The following is a 20076-nucleotide window of genomic DNA, read 5'->3' on the forward strand; positions in this document are numbered from 1 at the left end:
CACCCCCTCGCACGAGTCCGTCAGACTTCCGTAATACCCGGCGCGACGTCATGATTTGTTAAGCACCACAAGGGTTCCGATGCTTTCACGGCCGCCATAGCTTGCGTTTCGTGAATGAGATCGACGTGGTGTTCCCGTGCCTGGACGAAGCGGCGGCGCTGCCGGGCGTGCTCGCGGCGCTGCCCTTCGGCTACCGCGCGATTGTGGTGGACAACGGTTCGAGCGACGGCTCCCCCGAAGTCGCTCGGGCGCACGGCGCGACGGTCGTGCACGAGCCCAGCCCCGGCTACGGAGCCGCCGTGCACGCGGGCGTGCTCGCCAGCCGGTCGCCGCTCGTGTGCGTGTTGGACGCGGACGGTTCGCTCGACCCCGGGGAACTGCCCAAGCTCGTGTACGCCGTGGCCAGCGGCCGGGCCGACCTCGCGATGGGGCGCCGGGTTCCCGCCGAGCGCGGTGCTTGGCCGTGGCACGCCCGCGTGGGCAACGCGGTGCTGGCGATGCTCTTGCGCCGCAAGGGTTTGCACGTGAAGGACATCGGCCCGATCCGTGTCACCCATCGGGATGCGTTGCTGGCGTTGGACATCCGTGACCGCCGCTTCGGCTACCCGTTGGAGTTGCTGTTGCGGGCCGGCGCGGCGAGCTGGCGCGTTGAGGAGTTCGATGTCGCATATCGGCCGCGCACGGCGGGAACTCGCTCCAAGGTCTCCGGCTCAGTGAAGGGCACTCTTCGCGCCGTGCACGACATGGCGGGGGTGCTTCGATGAGGGGCGCGCTTCTCGTTGTGGCGAAAGCACCTGTGCCGGGTTTGGCGAAGACACGGTTGTGCCCGCCCGCGACTCCTCAGCAAGCAGCCGAGATCGCCGCCGCGGCGCTATTGGACACTTTGGACACAGTACTCCGTACTCCGCGAACAGTGCCGTACGTAGCCTTCACCGGCGACCTGCGAAAAGCCCGCCGCAGCAAGGAGATCTCCGCGCTCTTGGAGAAGTGCGAAGTCTTCGAGCAGCGTGGCGACACCTTCGCGGACAGGCTCGCCGAGGCTCACGCGGAGGTCGCGCGGCGCTGTCCAGGGCAACCGGTCGTGCAGATCGGCATGGACACACCGCAGATCACGCCGTCGTTGCTGGCCTCATGCTTCCCGGTGCGAGACGCGGCGATCGGTCGCGCGCACGACGGCGGCTGGTGGGCGCTCGGCCTGAACGACCCGAACGCCGCAGGAGCACTGCGCGCGGTGCCCATGTCCAAGGACAACACCGGCGATCTCACCGTGAAGGCTTTACAGGACAGAGGGCTTGAGGTGTTCGCACTCCCCCAACTGTCCGATGTGGACACCATGACCGACGCACGAGTAGTCGCCAAGGCAACCCCCAACGGCCGCTTCGCCCGAGCCGTGGAGGCAGTGCGATGACGGTTTTCGACGAAGCACTGCTCGGCTCACCGAGCTGGTTGCACACCGCGGGCGGAGAGCGCAGGGAGCTGCATCCGGACCGCTGGATCGCCGGAGCGGACGCGGCCGACGAAGTGATGCTCGCGGGGTGTCGCGGTCCGAGCCTGGACATCGGGTGCGGCCCAGGCAGGCTGACGGTGGCGCTCGCCGCTCGCGGAGTTCCGGCTCTGGGCATCGACATCTCAGCCGTCGCGGTGCGACTGACCACCAGGCGCGGCGGATTGGCATTGCGCCGCAACGTATTCGACCCCCTCCCAGCCGAAGGCCGATGGCGGAACGCGTTGCTGGCGGACGGCAACGTCGGCATCGGCGGTGATCCTGTCGCCCTGCTGAGCCGCGTCGGCGAACTGCTCTCGGTGGACGGGCGCGCGGTTGTCGAGGTGGATCCTCCGGGCGGTGGCGTGCGTCGCGAGCGGGCCCGCATGGCGGAAGGTCCGTGGTTCGACTGGGCCTGGGTGGGCGCGGAGTCGATCGGCACGGTCGCGGCCGTCGCGGGCCTCATCACACAAAGGATCACCGAACATTCCGGCCGTTGGTTCGCAGAACTGGAAAAGCCATGAAACTGCGCTTCCGCTCCCCCGTACACGACGAGCGCGTGGCAGCGAAGCTCGGGCTGTGGCTCGGTGTCGCGTTTGGACTGTGCTTCGTCACCGGCCTGCTCAGCCACGGCATCCAGTACCCGCCGAGCTGGTTCACCTGGCCCACTCGCCCGGTCAACCTGTACCGGATCACCCAGGGCGTCCACGTGATCTCCGGTATCGCGGCGATCCCCCTGCTGCTCGCGAAGCTGTGGAGCGTCTACCCCAAGCTGTTCGGCCGCGCGCACATCCTGGAGCGCGGATCGATTCTCGTACTTGTCTGCGCCGCGTTCTTCGAGCTGTTCACCGGTCTGTTCAACGTCTCGCAGAACTACGCGTGGTCGTTCTTCTTCCCTGACGCCCACTACGCGGTGGCTTGGATCGCGGTCGGCGCATTGCTGGTGCACGTCGCGGTGAAGCTGCCGGTGGTCAAGAGGGTCTTGAAGACCCCCGAACCCAACCTGTCGCGCCGCGCCTTCCTACGAGGCACCGGCGTGATGACGGGGGCGGCCGTGCTCGCGACCGCGGGTGTCACCGTGCCGTGGCTGCGGGACGTCTCAGTGCTCGCGTGGCGCCCGGGCAAAGGCGTCCCGGTCAACCGAACGGCCCTCGACGCCGGAGTGACCCGCGTCGATCCACAGTGGACCTTGGAGGTGATCGGAAAGCACACGAAGCGGTTCACACTCGCGCAGCTCCAGGCCATGCCCCAGGTCGAGGCGGAGCTGCCGATCGCGTGCGTCGAAGGCTGGAGCGCCTCCGCCCACTGGTCCGGAGTATGCGTCGCTGACCTGCTGAGATCGGTCGGCGCGGAACCAATGTCCACAGTGGTCGTTGAGTCATTGGAGCGCGCGGGCCGCTACCGGGCGAGCGTGTTGCCGCCCAACCACGCGGCGGACCCGCTGACGTTGCTGGCGCTGCGGCTCAACGGTCAAGAGCTGGACATCGACCACGGTTACCCGTGCCGACTGATCGCGCCGAGCCGACCTGGCGTGCTCCAGACCAAGTGGGTCTCGCAGTTGAAGGTGATGTCATGACGCGCTGGGTGATCGGCGCCATCGGTGTCGCATGTGGACTGTGGGGAGCCTCGCTCGCCCTTCCCCTGGTCAGCTGGTCCTTCGTCACCTGGCTGCTCGGCGGGCCGATCGTGCACGACGTCCTGGTGGCGCCCCTGGTCGGCGGGATCGGCCTGCTGCTGGCCCAGGCGTGCCCACCCCACTGGGCACGCCTGATCGCGGGCGGGCTCGCGACCAGCGGAATCCTCGCGCTGATCGCGGCACCGCTGGCGAACGGCACGGGACTGCTCGTGGCGCTCGGCGTCGTCTGGCTGGTGGTCGCCGCGGCGGGACTGGGACGAGTCGGGCTAGGACGAAAGAATTCCGCGAATCGTCCAGAGCCCGCCCAGCACCACGGCTCCGACGATGGCGGCGATCGATGTGGCAGCGGAGTCGAGCATTCCGAGCACCCCGATCGTCATGCCGAACAGGATGGTCAAAACCAGCAGGGCCTTTCCTGACGTCTTCTCATTCATGGCGGTAAAGCTAGGAATTCCCGCGCTCGCCGGGCACCACCCGGTTGCGGACCACCCGCGTCCACCGGCCGGTGGACCCCTGGGGTACGCGACCAGGTCGATGGACAGCCCCTGGCGGCTCTGTCACGGTCTTGTGGTGAGTTCCCCAGACGACGCGTGGCAGAACTCGGCGGGCGGCTGGCACCTGGGCTTCGCCGCCCTCGGCCTGCTGACCGTCACCGCGGCGTTCCCGCTGTCCCAGCCCGCGAACCAGATCATGGCGATCTTCCTGCTGATCGCCCTCGGCGTCTGGTACGCGGTGACCGGCGCGGAGATGATCGGCGTCGAACCCGGCAGGCTCGGCTACGTCTACCTCGCCGGGGCCGTTCCGCTCACGCTCGCGATCCTCTGGTTCACCCCGGCCGGGGTGCTGGTGCTGTTCGTGCTCTACCCGCACGTGTGGATGATGCTGCCGACCCGCTGGGCCGCGGCGACCACCGTCACCACGGTCTGCGCGGTGGGCGCGATCATGGTCATCCGGGAGGGGTTCAGTCCGGCTTCCGTGCTGCTGGTCGCCGGGATCACGGCGGTGTGCCTGCTGCTCGGGCTGGGGCTGGGCCTGTGGATCACCAGGATCATCCGGCAGAGCGCCGGGCGCGCCGCCACCCTCGCCGAACTGGAGGCGACCCGGGCGGAGCTGGCCGAGGTCAGCCACGACGCCGGGGTGCTCGCCGAGCGGGAACGGCTGGCCCGGGAGATCCACGACACCCTGGCGCAGGGCTTCACCAGCATGGTGATGATGCTCCAGGCCCTCGAACCGGAGATCGACGACGACCGCGACGCCGCCCAGCGCAGGCGGGCCCAGCTGGAGGAGATCGCCCGCGGGAACCTGGCCGAGGCGCGGTCGCTGGTGGCGCTGCTGACCCCGACCCACCTCGAAGCGGCCCCGCTCGCCGAGGCGGTGGAACGGCTCGTCGCGCAGGTCGGCCGCGAGCTGGGCATCACCGCGACCATGCTGCTCTCCGGCGAGCAACGGCCGCTGCCCACCAACCACGAGGTCGTGCTGCTGCGCGGCACCCAGGAAGCCCTCGCCAACGTGCGCAAGCACTCCGGCGCCAGCTCCGTGAGCGTGGAGCTGAGCTACGAGGAGGACCGCGTGACGCTGGAGGTGTGCGACAACGGCAAGGGCTTCGACGGCACCACGCAGGACGGGTTCGGCCTCGCCGGGATGCGCGCGCGGGTGACGCAGGTCGGTGGCACGATGCAGCTGGCCGCGCCCTCCGGTGGCGGAGCGTCGTTGCTGGTGGACCTGCCGATCGGGGGTGTTGCATGAACGTTCGCGTGATACTGGCCGATGATCACCCCGTGGTCCGCGCGGGGCTGCGCGACATGCTCTCGATCGACCCGGTCATCGAGGTGGTCGGCGAGTGCTCCGACGGTGCGGAGGCGGTGCGCCTCGCCGCGGAGCTGCGGCCGCACGTGGTGCTCATGGACCTGCGCATGCCGGAGACCGACGGTGTCGCGGCGACCGCGCAGATCACCGAAGCGGGCTCGGCGAGGGTGCTCGTGCTGACCACCTACGACAGCGACAGCGACATCCTGCGCGCGATCGAGGCGGGCGCGGCGGGCTACCTCCTCAAGGACACTCCGCGCGCACAGCTCGCCGAGGCCGTCGTCGCGGCGGCGCGCGGGGCCACCGTGCTGGCGCCGCCCATCGCCGCGCGGCTGGTCACGCGGGTGCGCGAACCGAAGCTGCCGTCGCTGACCGCGCGCGAGGTCGAAGTGCTCGGCCTGGTGGCCAGGGGAATGTCCAATCCGGAGATCGCCGGGGTGCTGGGCATCGGCGAGGCCACGGTGAAGACGCACCTGTTGCGCACCTTCGAAAAGCTCGGGGTGCGGGACCGGACGGCGGCCGTGGTGACCGCGCTGGCGAAGGGCGTTCTTGTTTCGCCTGGGTGAACTGGGGCCGGAAACCCTTGGTGGCAGCGGCTTTCGCCCCTAGGTTCGGGTGATGCACCTTTCCCCCAGGGAGCAGGAGAAGCTGCTCGTCCACGTCGCGGCGGACCTGGCGCACCGCCGCCGGGCCAGGGGGTTGCGGCTCAACTACCCCGAGGCGGTCGCGGTGATCACCGCGTTCGTGCTGGAGAGCGCGCGTGACGGCCGCACGGTCGCGGAGCTGATGTCGTCCGGGCGCGACGTGCTCGGCCGCGACGACGTGCAGGACGGCGTGCCGGAGATGCTGCACTCCGTGCAGGTCGAGGCGACGTTCCCGGACGGCACGAAGCTCGTCACGATCCACGAGCCGATCCCGTGATCCCGGGCGAGGTCTTCGCCGAGGACGGCGACATCGAGCTCAACGCCGGGCGCGAGCGCGTCACGCTGCGCGTGGTCAACACCGGCGACCGGCCCGTGCAGGTCGGCTCGCACTACCACTTCCCCGAGGCCAACTCGGCGCTCTCCTTCGACCGCGAGGCCGCTTCTGGCAAGCGCCTGGACGTGCCCGCCGGGACGTCCGTGCGGTTCGAACCCGGCGTCGCGCGCGAGGTCACGCTGGTCGAGCTGGGCGGGCGCGGTGTGGTTCCGGGGCTGAGCTTGGGAAAGGGTGAGAAGTGAGCCGGATCAGCCGCGCCGACTACGCCAGGCGCTACGGGCCCACCACCGGCGACCGCGTCCGCCTCGCCGACACGAACCTGCTGATCGAGGTCACCGAGGACCTGTGCGGCGGGCCGGGTCGCGCGGGCGAGGAGGCGATCTTCGGCGGTGGCAAGGTGATCCGCGAGTCGATGGGGCAGGCCGCGGTGACCCGCGCCGAGGGCGCGCCCGACCTGGTGATCACCGGAGCGGTGGTGCTCGACCACTGGGGCGTGGTGAAGGCCGACGTCGGCGTGCGGGACGGCCGGATCGTCGCACTGGGCAAGGCGGGCAACCCCGACACGATGGACGGCGTGCACCCCGAGCTGGTGATCGGTCCGTCCACGGAGATCCTGTCCGGCAACGGAATGATCCTGACGGCGGGCGCGGTCGACGCGCACGTGCACCTGATCTGCCCGCAACAGATTCCCGAGGCGCTGGCCAGCGGCGTCACCACGATCGTCGGCGGCGGCACGGGACCGGCCGAGGGCACACGTGCCACGACGGTCACGCCCGGCGCGTGGAACATCGAACGGATGCTGGTCGCGCTCGACGGCTACCCGGTGAACGTCGCCTTGCTGGGCAAGGGGAACACGGTCTCCGAAGAGGCGATGTGGGAGCAGCTGCGCGCCGGGGCCAGCGGCTTCAAGCTGCACGAGGACTGGGGCACGACGCCCGCGGCGATCGACGCGTGCCTGCGGGTCTGCGACGCCTCCGGAGTGCAGGTCGCGATCCACACGGACACCTTGAACGAGGCCGGTTTCCTTGAGTCCACTGTGGACGCTATCGCGGGCAGGAGCATCCACGCCTACCACACCGAGGGCGCGGGCGGCGGGCACGCGCCGGACGTGATCCGGATGGCGGGCGAGCCGCACGTGCTGCCGTCCTCGACCAACCCCACGCGGCCGTTCACGGTGAACACCCTGGACGAGCACCTGGACATGCTGATGGTGTGCCACCACCTCGACCCGTCGATCCCGGAGGACCTGGCCTTCGCCGAGTCGCGGATGCGGCCGAGCACGATGGCCGCCGAGGACGTCCTGCACGACCTCGGCGCGATCTCGATCATCAGCTCCGACTCGCAGGCCATGGGCCGGGTCGGCGAGACGATCGTCCGCACCTGGCAGACCGCGCACGTGAACAAGGACCGCTTCGGCGCGTTGCCCGGCGATGGGCGTGCGGACAACAACCGCGCCCGGCGCTACGTCGCCAAGTACACGATCTGCCCGGCCGTGGCGCACGGCCTGGACGCCGAGGTGGGTTCGGTGGAGGTCGGCAAGCTCGCCGACCTCGTGCTCTGGGACCCGGCGTTCTTCGCCGTCCGCCCGCATGTCGTGGTGAAGGGCGGCATGATCGCGTGGGCGGCGATGGGCGACCCGGGCGCCTCGATCCCCACGCCGCAACCCGTGCTGTCCCGGCCGATGTGGGGTGCTTCGGCGGCGTCCTCCCTTTCAGTGCACTTCGTTGCGCCTATTGCTCTTTCGTCAGAGATTCCTGTTCAGCGCCGGGTGGTTCCGGTGCGTGACACCCGTGCTCTGACGAAGGCGGATCTGCCCAACAACACCGCGCTTCCCCGCATCGACGTCGACCCCGACACGTTCACCGTGCACATCGACGGCTCACTGGTGACTCCAGCGCCGCCCGCGTCGCTTCCGCTCGCGCAACGGTATTTCCTCTTCTGATGGTCAGCGCGGGGTTGTTGCTGCTGGGCGACTCGCGAGTGCCCGCGGGCGGACACGTCCACTCCGGCGGCATCGAAGCGGCGTGGCGCGCCGGGTTGGTCACGGATGTGGCTTCGCTGCGGGATTTCCTGGTCGGCAGGCTCACGACGACCGGTCGTGTGTGCGCCTCCTTCGCTGCCTGCGCCGCACGGATGACGCCTGATGATGATTGGGCTCTGCTCGACGAGGAGTTCGACGCGCGCACGCCATCCGCCGCGCAGAGGGCGGCTTCGCGCCAGCAGGGCCGGGGGTTGATGCGCGCTTATCCAGGTGCCGCGCCGTGGCTCGGGCCGAAACCGCACCAGCCCATCGCTTTCGGCGTGCTCAGCGGAGCTTCGCCGGAGGAGGTGGCCGTTGCGACGGCGCTCGCTTCTGTGACCGCTCCGGCTTCGGCGGCGCTGCGGCTGCTCGCCCTCGACCCGTTCGCGGTGCACCGCATGCTCGTCACACTGACGTCCACTGTGGACTCCGTTGCGGCGGAGGCCGCTCGCGATGGGCTGGCCGATGACTGCGCTCCGCTGCTCGACGTGCTCGCGGAAGCCCACCACCAATCGGAAGGACAGCTCTTTGTCTCGTAACCACGGCGACGGTCCCCACGACTTCGGACACGACCCGCACGCGCACGGCCACGACCACAGGCTGGGAGCCAGCCCGCGCATCGGCATCGGCGGCCCCGTCGGCTCCGGCAAGACCGCGCTCGTCGCCGCGCTGTGCCGAACCCTGCGCGACCGGCTCAGCATCGGCGTGGTGACCAACGACATCTACACCACCGAGGACGCGGAGTTCCTGCGCCGCAACGCCATCCTCGACGACGACCGGATCAGCGCCGTGAAGACCGGGTGCTGTCCGCACACCGCGATCCGCGACGACATCACCGCCAACCTCGACGCCATCGAGGACCTGGAGGCGCGGCACGGCGCGTTCGACCTGGTGCTCGTGGAGAGCGGCGGCGACAACCTCACCGCCACCTTCAGCAAGGGCTTGGTGGACCGGCAGATCTTCGTGGTCGACGTGGCCGGTGGCGACAAGGTGCCGCGCAAGGGCGGGCCCGGCGTCACCCTCGCCGACCTCCTCGTGATCAACAAGACCGACCTCGCCGGGCTCGTCGGCGCCGACCTCTCGGTGATGGCCCGCGACGCCGAGGCCGTGCGCCGCGGACTGCCCGTGCTGTTCACCTCGCTGCCCGAGGACCCCGCCGCGTCGAAGGTCGCCGACTGGGTGCTCCAGCAGCTCGCCGAACTCGCGTGAAGGCCCACGCCGCCCTCACCGTGGCCCGGCGGGGTGAGCGCAGCGTCATCACCGAGCTGCGCTCCGCTCCCCCGCTGACCTTGCGCCGCACCGGGATTCCCGGCGCGACCGCACAGGTGCACGTGGTCGGCACGGCCGCGGGCCCGCTCGGCGGCGATTCCCTGCGCTTGGACGTGTCCGTGCTCGACGGAGCTTCCCTGGAACTGCGGTCGACCGGCGCCCAGATCGCGCTGCGCGGCACATCTTCTGTCCACTTTGGACTACAAGTGGACGGCTCGGCGGTCATCCGCCAGGAGCCGACCGTGCTTGCTCGGGGCTGCTTGGTGCACAACCACTCTGTTGCTTCGCTGAGCGAGGGCGCGCGGTTGCTGTGGCAGGACCTCGTTGTTCTTGGGCGGCACGGGGAGGAGCCCGGGAAGCTCGTGCAGCATTGGAATGTGACTCGGGCTGGGCGTCCCGTGTTGCGCACGACGACGACGTTGGTCGACCCGTCGTTGTACCGATCTCCGGCGATCATCGGTTCCGCTTCTGTGCTGGGGACGGCGCTTGTGGTTGCTCCTGGGTTGTCGGTTCACGCTCGTTCTTTTCGTTGCGGCGCAGTGCATGCGCTGCGAGGGGCCGCGTTGGTGACAGTGCTTGGTTCGGATGCTGTTGAGGTTTCTTCGCTGTTGGATTCGTTGGCTTCCAGCGCGGGGTCGGCTTGACCTGGGGCCCCTTGCGCGTGCCCTTGGGCCTCTCAGGGGCACGGGGATGAAACCCCGGCCCTCGCGGGAAGCGTATGGCACGCGCACCCCAGGTAAAGCCGACCGTTCCAGCGGCGGCTCACGCCTGGTTTTTCCTTGTGTGGCAACGATTTGTACGCGCCGGGAAGGTGTGATTAAGTGGAGGTATCCGCATGGGAGAGGAGGTGTGATCATGTTGGATACCAAGGCAATCAAGGATCTACTCGCCGCGCAGCTGGCGGCCAACGACTCATATCAGTTGTCCGAGAACGATCATCTAGAGTTCCTGTCGGAGTTGGAGACGATCGGCAGGCTCCTCGCCGCTGTGAAGACCGACGCCGACACTCAGGCCGATGAGCGTGTCTTGCACTCCACGTACGGGTGCAAGGACCTGGCGATGTTGTTGTGCACCAAGCTGCAGATCCATCCCGGTGAGGCCAAGCGGCGCACGAGGTTGGTGCGCGAGCTACCGACACTCCCGCATACCCGGGAGGCGATGTACGCGGGTGAGATCAGTGGTGAACACGCGCTGGTGATCTCCGATGCGATCAAGCGTCTCCCGTCAGAGCATGTCGAGGGTGCGGAGCGTGTGCTGGCGGATGTGGCGCCGACGTTGGACCCGGAGTTTCTGATGCGTGCCGGAAAATACGTGCGGACGGTGGTCGACCCTGACGGTGTCTACCGCGACGAGCGGGAGGCGATTGAGCGGCGTGCGGCGCGGATGTCCCGTGGCAAGGACGGGAGCCTGCGCTTCCAGGTCACCGTTGACGCGCTCAACGGAGAGAAGATCCGGAACCTGTTCCTCGCCATGGCCAAACCCCGATCCGTGGACGGGGAGAAAGACCCCCGCACCTTCGAACAGCGGTTGGCCGACGCCTTCATCGAAGCCATGACGATCGCGATGGCCCACCACGACATCCCGGGTTTGCCGCGTTCCCTGCTGGTCATGACGATGAACGCGGACAACCTGAAGGACAAGACCGGGTGCGCTCGGACTGACACCGGGCAGCCGGTGTCCCCGGACCTGGCCCAGCATGTCGCTTGTGATGCCGACATCGCCCACATCGTGCTCGGGGAGAAGGGGGAACCCCTCGCCTACGGGCGCGGACGACGGCTCGCCTCACTCGCTCAGCGGCGGGCGTTGGCGGTGCGGGACAAGGGATGCGCCTTCCCGGGCTGTGATCGGCCTCCTTCATGGACGGAAGCTCATCACGTGGTGCATTGGATCGACGGCGGGCCGACCGACCTCGACAACCTCGTCCTGCTCTGCGTGTATCACCATCACGTGATACACGCACAAGACTGGGAGATCATCTTCGACCACGGGATGCCGAGCTTCATCCCTCCACAGTGGATCGACCCGGACCAGGTGCCGTTGCGGAACATCAGGGTGGACTGCCCATTGACGCTATAGGCAGGAGGTCTCGGGAACGGCGCAACGCTGGAACGTGATGGTTCCAGCGTGGTACAGGCGCGGACTGGAAGGCAAAGGCCCCAGGTCAAGCCGACCCCACGCAGGAACTAGATCTTGGTGAGGAGTTCCTTGAGCTTCGCCACGATCGTCCACGCGCCCTTGTCGCACGCCTCCTGGTGCGCGACGTAGTAGCCGTCGACGGTTTTCCGTTCCGCCGCATAGCGATCCGCGACGAACTTCGCCATCTTGGCGCGCGAGTCGGCGGCGCACGGGTCGGGGAACTTGTACAGCTCGTGCCAGACGGCGTTGACGAGCTTCTTCACCGGATCGGGCATCTTCTTGGTCTGCTTGGCGATGACGTCGGTGCCCGCGAGCACGAACCGCACGCCCTTCTTCTGCGCGCAGGCGGCGTCGAAGCTCTCCCCGACAGCCTTCACCGCGGCACCGATATCGCCCTTGGGCACGGGCGCGGGTGGGGCTGCCGCAGCGGACGGGGCGGCGAGACAGAGTGCGACCGGAACGCAGAACACCGCGACGAGGGGACGCTTCATGCTCGCGACAGTAGGCAGGCGCGCGGAAACCGGCAGGGCGCGGTCGGGGCGTTCGATCGAAGGTGTGATCAGCCGAAGGTGTCCAGCGCCGCCCGGGCCTCCGCGAGCAGCTTGCGGTTGCCCAGCTCCTCCGCGTACTCCAGGGCCAGCCGGAGGTGCTCGCGGGCTCGCTCCCGCTCACCGAGCAGGTGGTGGACCTTGCCGAGGCCGATGTGGGCGAGACCCATCGCCCAGCGGTCACCGCCCTGGGTGGCGTTGTCCAGGGCGCGCCGCTGGTAGCGCAGCGCCTCCTCGTAGTTGCCGAGCCTGCGGTTCATCGCGCCCAGCGAACTGATCGCCAAGCCCCACGACCACCGGTCGCCGAGCCGTTCGCTGAGTTCGAGCGCCCGCTCGAACCGGGACCGGGCGAGCTCGTCATCGCCCTCGTCGGCGTCGATCAGGCCGAGGTTGGTCAGCGCCAGGCTCTGCGCCCACAGGTCACCGGTGGCCTCGCTCAACGTCAGCGCCCGGTCGAGTTCCTTGCGCGCCAACGTGAAATCGCCGCGCTGCCGGTACGCGCTGCCCAGGCCCAGGATCGACGGCGCGCGCCCGAAGTCCACGCCCAGCTTCTGGTACAGCTCGTCGGAGCGCGCGAAGTTGGCCACCGCCTCCTCGTAGTCGCCCCGCCAGTCGTGCAGCAGCCCGAGCCGACCGCGCGTCCTGGCCTCGAAGCGCTCGTTGCCGGTGGCGAGGTCGCGCTCCAACGCCTCCTGCAGCTGCGCGAGCGCCTGGTCGACGCGGCCGAGGCGCCAGTTCAGCATGCCCAGGTTCTTCAGGATCTCCGCGCGGGCGTCCAGATCGCCGAGCCGGTCGGTGGCGGCGAGCGCGGCCTCGTGGGTGCGCAACCAGTCCTGGCTGTAGCCCCGCGTGAGGAAGAACTGCCACAGCACAAGGGAAATCCGCCACGCGTGCTCGTCGGTGCAGTGCTCGACGACCGCGACCAGGTTGGCCCGTTCCGCCTCCAGCCAGCGCGCCGCCACGGTGTGGTCGGCGAGGTCCGGCAGCCGTTCGTCGGGCTCCTCCTCCGAGGACTCCGCGCGTTCATAGGCGCGGGTCGCCAGGCTCGCGGCCGCCAGGTAGTAGTCCCACAGCCTGTCGAGCGCCTCGGTCAGCGCGGCCGGGTCCTCCTCGGCGGAGGCCGTGCTCGCGGCGTGCTCACGGAGCAGGTCGTGCAGCTGGTACCGGCCGGGCTCGCGCTGCTGCACGAGGTGAACGTCCACAAGGGACTCCAGCAGGTCCTCCGCGTCCAGCGGTGCGATCCCGGCGAGCGCGGCGGCGGCGTGCACGTCGACGTCGGCTCCCGGGTGCAGGCCGAGCAGGCGGAACATGCGCCGCTGCGCGTCGTCGAGGTACTGGTGGGACAGGGCGAACACCGCGTTCAGCTCGGTCGGCCTGCGGGTGTTGCGGCCCAGCCGCTGGTTCAGGTGCTCCACCGTCCACACAGGACGGTCGCGGAGCCGGGCGGCGGCGATCCTGATGGCCAGCGGCAGGTATCCGCACAGCCGCACGCACTCGCGGACCGCCGCGTCCTCGCCCCGCCCGGACCCGGCGATGCGGAGGAACAGCCCGACCGCCTCGTCCTCGCGGAGCACGTCCAACGCGAGCGTGCTCGCCCCGTCAAGGTCGGTCAGCCGCCTGCGGCTGGTGACCAGGGTCAGGCAGCCGGGGTGCCCGGGGATCAGCGGTCGCACGTGCGCCGCGTCGGCGGCGTTGTCCAGCACCAGCAGCACGCGGCGTCCCGCGAGCGTCGACCGCCACAGCGCGGCGCGCTGCTCGACGGTCGGCGGGATGCTCTCGCCCGGCACGTCCACCGCGCGCAGCAGCGTCTCCAGCGCGGCGGCCGGGCTCAGCGGCGGATGCCCCGGGGTGTGCGCGTGCAGGTCGACGAAGAACTGGCCGTCCGGGTAGCGCTGCGCGAGCCGGTGGGCGCAGCGCACGACGAGCGAGGTCTTGCCGACCCCGCCCATGCCGTCGATCGCGTGCACGGGCACGGTCCGCCCGTCCGCGGCCACGACGGCGGCCAGCAGCGCGTCCAGCTCGGCGTCCCGGCCGGTGAAGTCGCCGATGTCCCTCGGCAGCTCGTTGCGCGGGCGCCAGCCGTCGCCGCCGGGCCGCTCGGCGACGGTGGCTGCGGTCACTTCGGAGACGGCGGCTTCGGCGAACTCCCACAGCCTGCGCAGCCTGGCCAGTTCCCTGCGGTTGGCGCCGCACGCCGCGGCCAGCTGCCCGACCAGGCGGAAGTCCGGCGGGAGGACCGTCCCGGCGCAGTAGCGGTGCAGGGTCGAGCTGCTCGTCCCGGTGCGATGGGCGAGCGCGGCGAAACTGCGCCCCGACCGCTCCTTGAGCCCCCGCAGCACGGCGGCGAACTCGGCAACCGCGTCGGTCCCTCCCACCGGCCCATCATCCCGCACCCGTCCCGGCTACCCGGAAAAGGAGTTCAATGCCTATGCTCCGAATGTGCTCAGAACAATCGCGGCCACCCTGTCGCTTTTATCCGTTTGCGCGTTCTCGCCCGCCCAGTCGGGCTGGCAGCCGGTCGGCTCCGGAATCACCTCCGGGGTCAGCGGCTCGGCACTCACCGCACGTGGTGACCTGATGATCGTTCGGGACAACAAGAAATCGGGAGAAAATCGCGCCGCCCTTGTCTCATTTCCCGGCGCGCGGGTGACACCGCTGACGTGGGTCGGCCCCGTGCCGGCGGACCTGGAGGCGCTGGCCGCCGTGCCGGGGCGGCCGGACGAGTTCGTCGCACTGGCCAGCTCGGGCAAGGGCGCGCGGATCTCCTTGCGCGGCAACGAAGTTCACGTCCTCGGCGAGTTCACCGTTCCGGCGGTCGACGACGATGACAACTACGAGGGCTTCGCGCTGACTGTGCTCGGCGGGCGCACCGTCGCGGCGTGGGCCGACCGCGGGCAGGACGAGCGACCGGGCAGGCTGATCGCGGCCGAGGTCGATATCGACCGGATGACATTCGGACCGGTTACTTCGCTCACGATTCGGGCGAGCTACCCGCAAAGGGATGTCCGGCACATCTCGGATATCGCGATCACGGATTCCGGAGAAGTTCTCGCGGCCTCGGCGTCGGACCCGGGCGACGAGGGCCCGTTCGACTCCTCCCTTTATCGCTCCGCGCGCATTTCCGCCGAGGGCGGCGCGGTGGCGCTGCGGCCGATCGGCGAACACCAGGAGATCGCCCGGTACGGCGGCCACAAGATCGAAGCGGTGACCTGCACGGCCGCTCCCTGCGACCACCGCGTGCTGGGCACCGACGACGAATCGGCGGGCGGCGCCGTCCGGTTCGACTGATCCGTCCCGCCACCGCCCGGCTCCGCGCGCGATCACCGCAGGTCAGGGGGCATCTTTGTCCCACGGCATCCCAGCGCCCTGGTCGAGTCCCGCCCACGCCGGGCAGGCTTCCAGCCATGCGGACGCCTGAGGGGGCGGACGCGGTGACCGGGGGAAAGGTCACTCTGGGGGCAGTGCGGTGGGATCTCTCTAACCCGAAGAGGTCCCACCGTTGCCCTGCCCGGACCTTTCGCGCACGGCCGGTACAGCGGCCGGTCCGGGGAGTCATCGACCACGAGTCCGATCGCGGCGTCGGATCGGGAAACCCCTCTACTCGCGGGCGTTACCGTCCGGCCATGCTCCGCGCCGGTGGTTGGGGTGTCTTCAAGTACCCCCGACCCCGCCGTTGATCACCAAAAACCGCCCCCAACCCGCTGCTCCTGCCCGGGGGGTTGGGGGCGGTTTTCGGTGATCGTTTGGGGGGTTCGTTGTACTTGAAGACGCCCTGACCACCGTGGGGGCGGTTCGTGGTCAGGGGAGTTCGGTGAGTTCGACGGCGGTGGTGAGGACGGTGATCAGCTGCCGGGCGGTGTCCTGGTCGAGGACCATGACGGTGCCCAGCGAGGTGGTCAGCAGCACCTGGCGGCCTCGGACCCGCACGTCGAGGGAAGCCGAGCGCCGGGGGCGCCGGGCTCCGTCGGTCGAGTCCATCCCACCCCCCGTTATGCCCCTGAGACTCTCGCCTGAGCGTGCGTACCGTGGATCGACCGTTAGTGCAAAGGGGTCCTCGTCACCCTGATCCGGCGAGAACGGCGTCATCGGGCGCGGAGCGCGTTGTCTCCCTCGCGGAGGTGACGCACATGTCCGCGTCCGATGACCGGCGGGAGCACCGCTGTGTCTGACCTGATCGCACCGTTCCTGTTCACCATCCTCTCGCTCCTCTTCGTCGCCGCGTGGGACAGCCCGTCCTGGCGGCACCTCCGGGCCCGCCGCCGCAGCCGCCGGGCCATCCGCGAGATCCGCTCCGCCTGCCCGTTCGCCCGGTTGGTCGTACGGTCGCCGGGCGGCAGGCACCGGGCCCGTCCCGTCCGAGGTCTTCCCCTGTCCACAATGGACTTGAATCGGGCGACCGGGCGCATCGCGGTGGCCCGGCACCACCGGTCACGGCGGCGGAGTGTGGGCTTGGAACACATGGGCTGAGATCCACATCACCCTTACCGTCGGTGCACAACGCGGTCGGGGAGGGCGCCATGGCGGGCAGGTCCAACACGCTCAGGGTGGTCGGCGCCAGTCTCGCCGGCACCACGGTGGAGTGGTACGACTTCTACATCTACGGCACGGCCGCGGCGCTGGTGTTCAACAAGCTGTTCTTCCCGGCCTCCGATCCGCTGGTCGGCACGCTGCTGGCCTTCGTGACCTACGCGATCGGGTTCCTGGCCCGGCCGCTGGGCGGGTTGGTGTTCGGCCACTACGGCGACCGGCTCGGGCGGAAGAAACTGCTGGTCGCGAGCCTGCTGCTGATGGGTGTCGCGACGTTCGCGATGGGGCTGCTGCCCACCTACGCCTCGATCGGCGTCGGCGCGCCGATCCTGCTCACGCTGCTGCGCCTGGTCCAGGGCTTCGCGGTGGGCGGCGAGTGGGGCGGCGCGGTGCTGATCGTCTCCGAGCACGGCTCGGACAAGCACCGCGGTTTCTGGTCGTCCTGGCCGCAGGCGGGCGTGCCGGGCGGCAACATCCTCGCCTCGGCGGCGATGGCGGTGCTCTCGGCGACGCAGAGCAACGAGGACTTCCTGTCCTGGGGCTGGCGGGTGCCGTTCCTGTTCTCCGGCGTGCTGGTGCTGATCGGCCTGTGGATCCGGCTCTCCATCGCGGAGTCGCCGGTCTTCGTGGAGGCGGCCGAGCGCGCGGAGGGCACGGTCGAGCGGCCTCCGGTGTCGGTGGTGTTCACCCGCTACCGCAAGGAAATCCTGATCACGATGGGCGCCCGTTTCGCGGAGAACGCGGGCTACTACCTGATCACCGCGTTCGTCCTGGTGTACGTGGAGCAGCACCTCAAGCTCGACCGCGGCGTCGCGCTGAACGCGGTGCTGATCGCCTCGGCGATCCACTTCGTGGTGATCCCGTTGTGGGGAGCGGCTTCCGACCGCGTCGGCAGGCGCCCGATCTACCTGCTCGGCGCGGTGGGCACGGGCGTGTGGGCGTTCGGCTTCTTCGCGCTGCTGGACCTGCGGTCGTTCGGCGCGATCACGCTCGCGGTGACCATCGGGCTGGTCTTCCACGGCGCGATGTACGGGCCGCAGGCCGCCTACTTCGCGGAGATGTTCGGCACCCGGGTCCGCTACTCCGGCTCCTCGATCGGCTACCAGCTGGCGTCGGTCTTCGCGGGCTCGCTGGCGCCGATCATCGCGACGGCGCTGCTCGCGGCCTACGGCGGCTGGCTGGCGATCGCGATCTACCTGGCGGCGATGTCGCTGATCTCGGTCGTCGCGGTCGCGCTCTCCCCCGAGACGCGCCACCGCGACCTCCGGGCCGACCCGGGTCAGGTCGCCGTGCCCCATAGTTGAGGCGTGACGGTGGTCGAGCGGTTGGTGGCCGTTGCCGCGGCGGGCGGCGGTGCCGGTGGTCTCGCCGAGGTGGTGGCCGACTGGCTCGGCGGCGTCGTGGTGATCACCGACGCGGAGGGGCGGGAGCTGGCCCGCGCCGGACGCGGGCGCGGCGGCCGGACCCTCAAGATCGCGGCGATCGCGCACGGGCGGCGGGTCGGCGAGGTCAGCCGCTCCGGACCGGAACTCGACGGCGACGGGCGGCGGAACCTGGACGTGGCCGCCTCGGTGATCGCGCTGGAGCTGCTGGTCCGCGCCTGCGCCTTCGCCGCGGAGGAGCGGGAGCGCGGGCAGGTGCTCGCCGACCTCATCGCCGGGCGCCCCGATGTGCAGGCGCGGGCCGAGCGGTTCGGGGTCGACCTCGACGCGCCGCACTCCGTCGTGGTGCTCACCGGCCCGCCTCGGCTCGCGGCCGCCGCCGCGCACTTCGCGAGCGCGCACGGCGGGCTCTCGGTGGAGCACGAAGATCACGTCGTGTTGTTGCTGCCCGGGGCGGACGCGGCCGACCACGCCGACCGCAGCTCTCGCGTGCTCGGCGCGGAGCTGCGCAAGCCGGTGACCGCGGGCGCCGCGCACGGCGAGATCGCCTCGGCGCACGCGGAAGCCCGGCGCTGCCTGACCGCGCTGCTCGCGCTGGGCGGGGCCGGGCGGGGCGCGAGCGCGGAGCGGCTGGGGTTCGTCGGCCTGGTGCTCGGGGACGAGCCGGAGCCGCGGCGGTTCGTCCGGGCGACGCTCGGGGTGCTGCTGGACCACGACGCGCGGCGCGGGACCCACCTGGTGCCGACGCTGCGCGCCTACTTCGCCGCGGGCCGCAGCCCGACGCGGGCGAAGGAGCTGCTGAACGTGCACGTCAACACGGTCACCCAGCGGCTGGAGCGGATCTCGTCACTGCTCGGGCCGGGCTGGCAGGAGCCGGGGCGGGCGCTGGAGGCCGAACTCGCGCTGCGACTGCTCGACCTGATCCGAATGTGAACATCTGTGTAAGTGTGAAAAAATCTATTACCCCGCTAATGGACCTGTCCGGCCGACAATATCGAACTTATCCTTGGTAATTGTCATAGCCCCAGGTCAAGCAGGCAGAGTCAGAGCGCAGGGCGGGGTGATGCGGTGCCCCTGAAAAGAGCCGAAGCGCGTCCGGTAAACGGACAACTGTGTACGTTACCCGCTGGTACCTCTAGGCTGCGGGGCGTGGTGACCCGGCGCGACAACGACGGGGCGAGCGGCTGGCTGCCCAGCGGGGCGGACTGCCGCTACGCGGTGGTGCTCGCGGTACTCGTGCTCTCCGGCTCGACGCTCATCGGCGAGCTGGTGGAGGAGGCGCGACCGCCGGACGCGTGGGGCTTCGGGCTCGCGATGATCAGTTCGGCCGCGCTGGCCTGGCGCCGGAAGGCCCCCATGGCCGCGCTCGCCGTCACGGTGGTGGCGGTCGGCGTCTACACGCTGCTCGGCAATCCTTACGGCCCGATCCACCTGTGCATGGTGCTGGCGATGTTCGAGGTCGCGTTGCGCCGCCCGGTCGCGTCGTCCTGCCTCGCCTGCGGCGCCGCCGCGGTGGCCGGGGTGGCCTTCGCCCTGCCCCGGTTGGTCGCCGACTTCCGGGAGCCGGTGGTGATGGTCCTGGCGTGGACCGGCTGGTTCATCGTGCCCTGGCTGCTGGGCAGGCTCGCCCAGGTCCGGCAGGCCGCGGCGGACCGGATGCGGCACGCGCTGATGGCCAAGGCCGCGCTGGAGGAGCGGATGCGGATCGCCCGCGAGGTGCACGACGTGGCCGGGCACGGGTTCGCGGTGGTGGCCATGCAGGCCGGGGCGGCGCAGGTGGCGCTGGACGCCCGGCCGGACCAGACCAAGGCCGCGCTGGAGGCGATCCGGCTGACCAGCACCCAGGCGCTGGCCGAGCTGCGGTCGGCGCTGGACACGATCCACGCGAGGGACACCTGTCCCTCGGCCACCGGGCTGCGCGGACTGCCCGCGCTCATGTCGAGGGTGCGCGCGGGCGGGATGCTGGTGGAGCAGGAGGTCAGCCTGGCGGGCGAGGACCTGCCGGAGGATATCGACGCGGCGGTCTACCGGGTGGTGCAGGAGTCGCTGACCAACGTGCTGCGGCACGCCGGGCCGACCAGCGCGAAGGTGCGGGTCTGCCGGGAGGCGGGCGAGATCGTGGTCGAGGTCGCCGATCGCGGCCGCGGGATCGTGCAGCGGGCCAAGCCCCCGGGGCGCGGGCTCACCGGCATGCGGGCCAGGGTCGAGGCGGCCGGTGGCAGCTTCCTCGCTGGTCCGCGCACCGGTGGCGGGTTCGAGGTGCGCGCCCGCTTCCCCTGCGGGAACTAGAC

General features: G+C 70.2%; 22 protein-coding genes. 19 read left to right on the forward strand and 3 right to left on the reverse strand.

Translation table 11 applies throughout. The features are described 5' to 3' along the window. Positions 1 to 119: 119 nt before the first annotated feature. The 14 genes from NLX83_RS19790 (at position 120) to NLX83_RS19855 (ending at position 11268) form a co-directional block, all read left to right on the forward strand. Positions 120 to 764 carry a glycosyltransferase family 2 protein gene (locus NLX83_RS19790; protein WP_374118788.1) on the forward strand — a complete coding sequence of 215 codons (645 nt, stop codon included), beginning with the start codon at positions 120 to 122 and terminating at the stop codon, positions 762 to 764. Continuing rightward, positions 761 to 1408, forward strand: a complete 648-nt coding sequence (locus NLX83_RS19795) for a TIGR04282 family arsenosugar biosynthesis glycosyltransferase (protein ID WP_254236562.1) — start codon at positions 761 to 763, stop codon at positions 1406 to 1408. The genes NLX83_RS19790 and NLX83_RS19795 overlap by 4 nt, the downstream gene beginning before the upstream one ends. Continuing rightward, positions 1405 to 2007, forward strand: coding sequence for a class I SAM-dependent methyltransferase (locus tag NLX83_RS19800; protein ID WP_254236563.1), 603 nt, complete (start codon positions 1405 to 1407; stop codon positions 2005 to 2007). The genes NLX83_RS19795 and NLX83_RS19800 overlap by 4 nt, the downstream gene beginning before the upstream one ends. Then, a complete protein-coding gene (locus NLX83_RS19805; protein WP_254236564.1) occupies positions 2004 to 3059 on the forward strand; it encodes a molybdopterin-dependent oxidoreductase in 1056 nt (351 codons plus the stop codon). Before NLX83_RS19800 ends, NLX83_RS19805 begins: the two co-directional genes overlap by 4 nt. Further along, complete coding sequence (locus tag NLX83_RS19810) at positions 3056 to 3538, forward strand: hypothetical protein (RefSeq protein ID WP_254236565.1); 483 nt, start codon at positions 3056 to 3058, stop codon at positions 3536 to 3538. Before NLX83_RS19805 ends, NLX83_RS19810 begins: the two co-directional genes overlap by 4 nt. 151 nt (positions 3539 to 3689) lie before the next feature. Next, positions 3690 to 4865 (forward strand): sensor histidine kinase, encoded by a 1176-nt coding sequence (locus NLX83_RS19815; protein ID WP_254236566.1) that lies wholly within the window; start codon positions 3690 to 3692, stop codon positions 4863 to 4865. Next, a complete protein-coding gene (locus NLX83_RS19820) occupies positions 4862 to 5491 on the forward strand; it encodes a response regulator (RefSeq protein ID WP_254236567.1) in 630 nt (209 codons plus the stop codon). The genes NLX83_RS19815 and NLX83_RS19820 overlap by 4 nt, the downstream gene beginning before the upstream one ends. Positions 5492 to 5543: 52 nt before the next feature. Then, positions 5544 to 5846 carry an urease subunit gamma gene (locus tag NLX83_RS19825; protein WP_254236568.1) on the forward strand — a complete coding sequence of 101 codons (303 nt, stop codon included), beginning with the start codon at positions 5544 to 5546 and terminating at the stop codon, positions 5844 to 5846. Then, the gene (locus NLX83_RS19830; protein WP_254236569.1) at positions 5843 to 6145 is read left to right on the forward strand and encodes an urease subunit beta; all 303 of its coding nucleotides are present in this window, start codon (positions 5843 to 5845) and stop codon (positions 6143 to 6145) included. Before NLX83_RS19825 ends, NLX83_RS19830 begins: the two co-directional genes overlap by 4 nt. Then, positions 6142 to 7845 (forward strand): urease subunit alpha, encoded by a 1704-nt coding sequence (locus tag NLX83_RS19835; RefSeq protein WP_254236570.1) that lies wholly within the window; start codon positions 6142 to 6144, stop codon positions 7843 to 7845. Before NLX83_RS19830 ends, NLX83_RS19835 begins: the two co-directional genes overlap by 4 nt. Beyond that, positions 7845 to 8462, forward strand: a complete 618-nt coding sequence (locus NLX83_RS19840) for an urease accessory protein UreF (protein ID WP_254236571.1) — start codon at positions 7845 to 7847, stop codon at positions 8460 to 8462. The genes NLX83_RS19835 and NLX83_RS19840 overlap by 1 nt, the downstream gene beginning before the upstream one ends. Further along, positions 8452 to 9132, forward strand: coding sequence for an urease accessory protein UreG (gene ureG / locus NLX83_RS19845; RefSeq protein WP_374118777.1), 681 nt, complete (start codon positions 8452 to 8454; stop codon positions 9130 to 9132). Before NLX83_RS19840 ends, ureG begins: the two co-directional genes overlap by 11 nt. After that, on the forward strand, positions 9129 to 9836 hold the full coding sequence (locus NLX83_RS19850; RefSeq protein WP_254236572.1) for an urease accessory protein UreD: 708 nt from the start codon (positions 9129 to 9131) through the stop codon (positions 9834 to 9836). The genes ureG and NLX83_RS19850 overlap by 4 nt, the downstream gene beginning before the upstream one ends. Before the next feature lie 211 nt (positions 9837 to 10047). Then, a complete protein-coding gene (locus tag NLX83_RS19855) occupies positions 10048 to 11268 on the forward strand; it encodes an HNH endonuclease signature motif containing protein (RefSeq protein ID WP_254236573.1) in 1221 nt (406 codons plus the stop codon). Between the two features lie 107 nt (positions 11269 to 11375). Here the strand turns inward: NLX83_RS19855 and NLX83_RS19860 are convergent, their stop codons facing one another. Together NLX83_RS19860 and NLX83_RS41915 are read right to left on the reverse strand one after the other, a co-directional pair. Then, complete coding sequence (locus NLX83_RS19860; RefSeq protein WP_254236574.1) at positions 11376 to 11819, reverse strand: hypothetical protein; 444 nt, start codon at positions 11817 to 11819, stop codon at positions 11376 to 11378. 68 nt (positions 11820 to 11887) lie between these two features. Beyond that, entirely contained in the window at positions 11888 to 14251 is a 2364-nt protein-coding gene (locus NLX83_RS41915) for an ATP-binding protein (RefSeq protein ID WP_254236575.1), read from the reverse strand. Between the two features lie 64 nt (positions 14252 to 14315). Here NLX83_RS41915 and NLX83_RS19870 point away from each other — a divergent pair, with 64 nt between their 5' ends. Continuing rightward, entirely contained in the window at positions 14316 to 15164 is an 849-nt protein-coding gene (locus NLX83_RS19870) for a hypothetical protein (RefSeq protein WP_254236576.1), read from the forward strand. A 510-nt stretch (positions 15165 to 15674) separates the two neighbouring features. Here the strand turns inward: NLX83_RS19870 and NLX83_RS19875 are convergent. Beyond that, the gene (locus NLX83_RS19875) at positions 15675 to 15854 is read right to left on the reverse strand and encodes a hypothetical protein (RefSeq protein WP_254236577.1); all 180 of its coding nucleotides are present in this window, start codon (positions 15852 to 15854) and stop codon (positions 15675 to 15677) included. A gap of 183 nt (positions 15855 to 16037) precedes the next feature. Between NLX83_RS19875 and NLX83_RS19880 the strand changes: the two genes are divergently transcribed. The 4 genes from NLX83_RS19880 to NLX83_RS19895 all read left to right on the forward strand — a co-directional run bounded on the left by NLX83_RS19880 (position 16038) and on the right by NLX83_RS19895 (position 20074). After that, a complete protein-coding gene (locus tag NLX83_RS19880; RefSeq protein ID WP_254236578.1) occupies positions 16038 to 16343 on the forward strand; it encodes a hypothetical protein in 306 nt (101 codons plus the stop codon). A 50-nt stretch (positions 16344 to 16393) separates the two neighbouring features. Continuing rightward, positions 16394 to 17707, forward strand: coding sequence for an MFS transporter (locus NLX83_RS19885; RefSeq protein WP_254236942.1), 1314 nt, complete (start codon positions 16394 to 16396; stop codon positions 17705 to 17707). A gap of 3 nt (positions 17708 to 17710) precedes the next feature. Next, positions 17711 to 18718, forward strand: a complete 1008-nt coding sequence (locus tag NLX83_RS19890) for a PucR family transcriptional regulator (protein WP_254236579.1) — start codon at positions 17711 to 17713, stop codon at positions 18716 to 18718. Positions 18719 to 18934: 216 nt separating this feature from the next. Further along, positions 18935 to 20074, forward strand: a complete 1140-nt coding sequence (locus NLX83_RS19895; protein ID WP_254236580.1) for a sensor histidine kinase — start codon at positions 18935 to 18937, stop codon at positions 20072 to 20074. Positions 20075 to 20076 lie beyond the last annotated feature (2 nt).

The organism is Allokutzneria sp. A3M-2-11 16, assembly GCF_024213555.1.
In the GTDB taxonomy this organism is placed as follows: Bacteria; Actinomycetota; Actinomycetes; order Mycobacteriales; family Pseudonocardiaceae; genus Allokutzneria.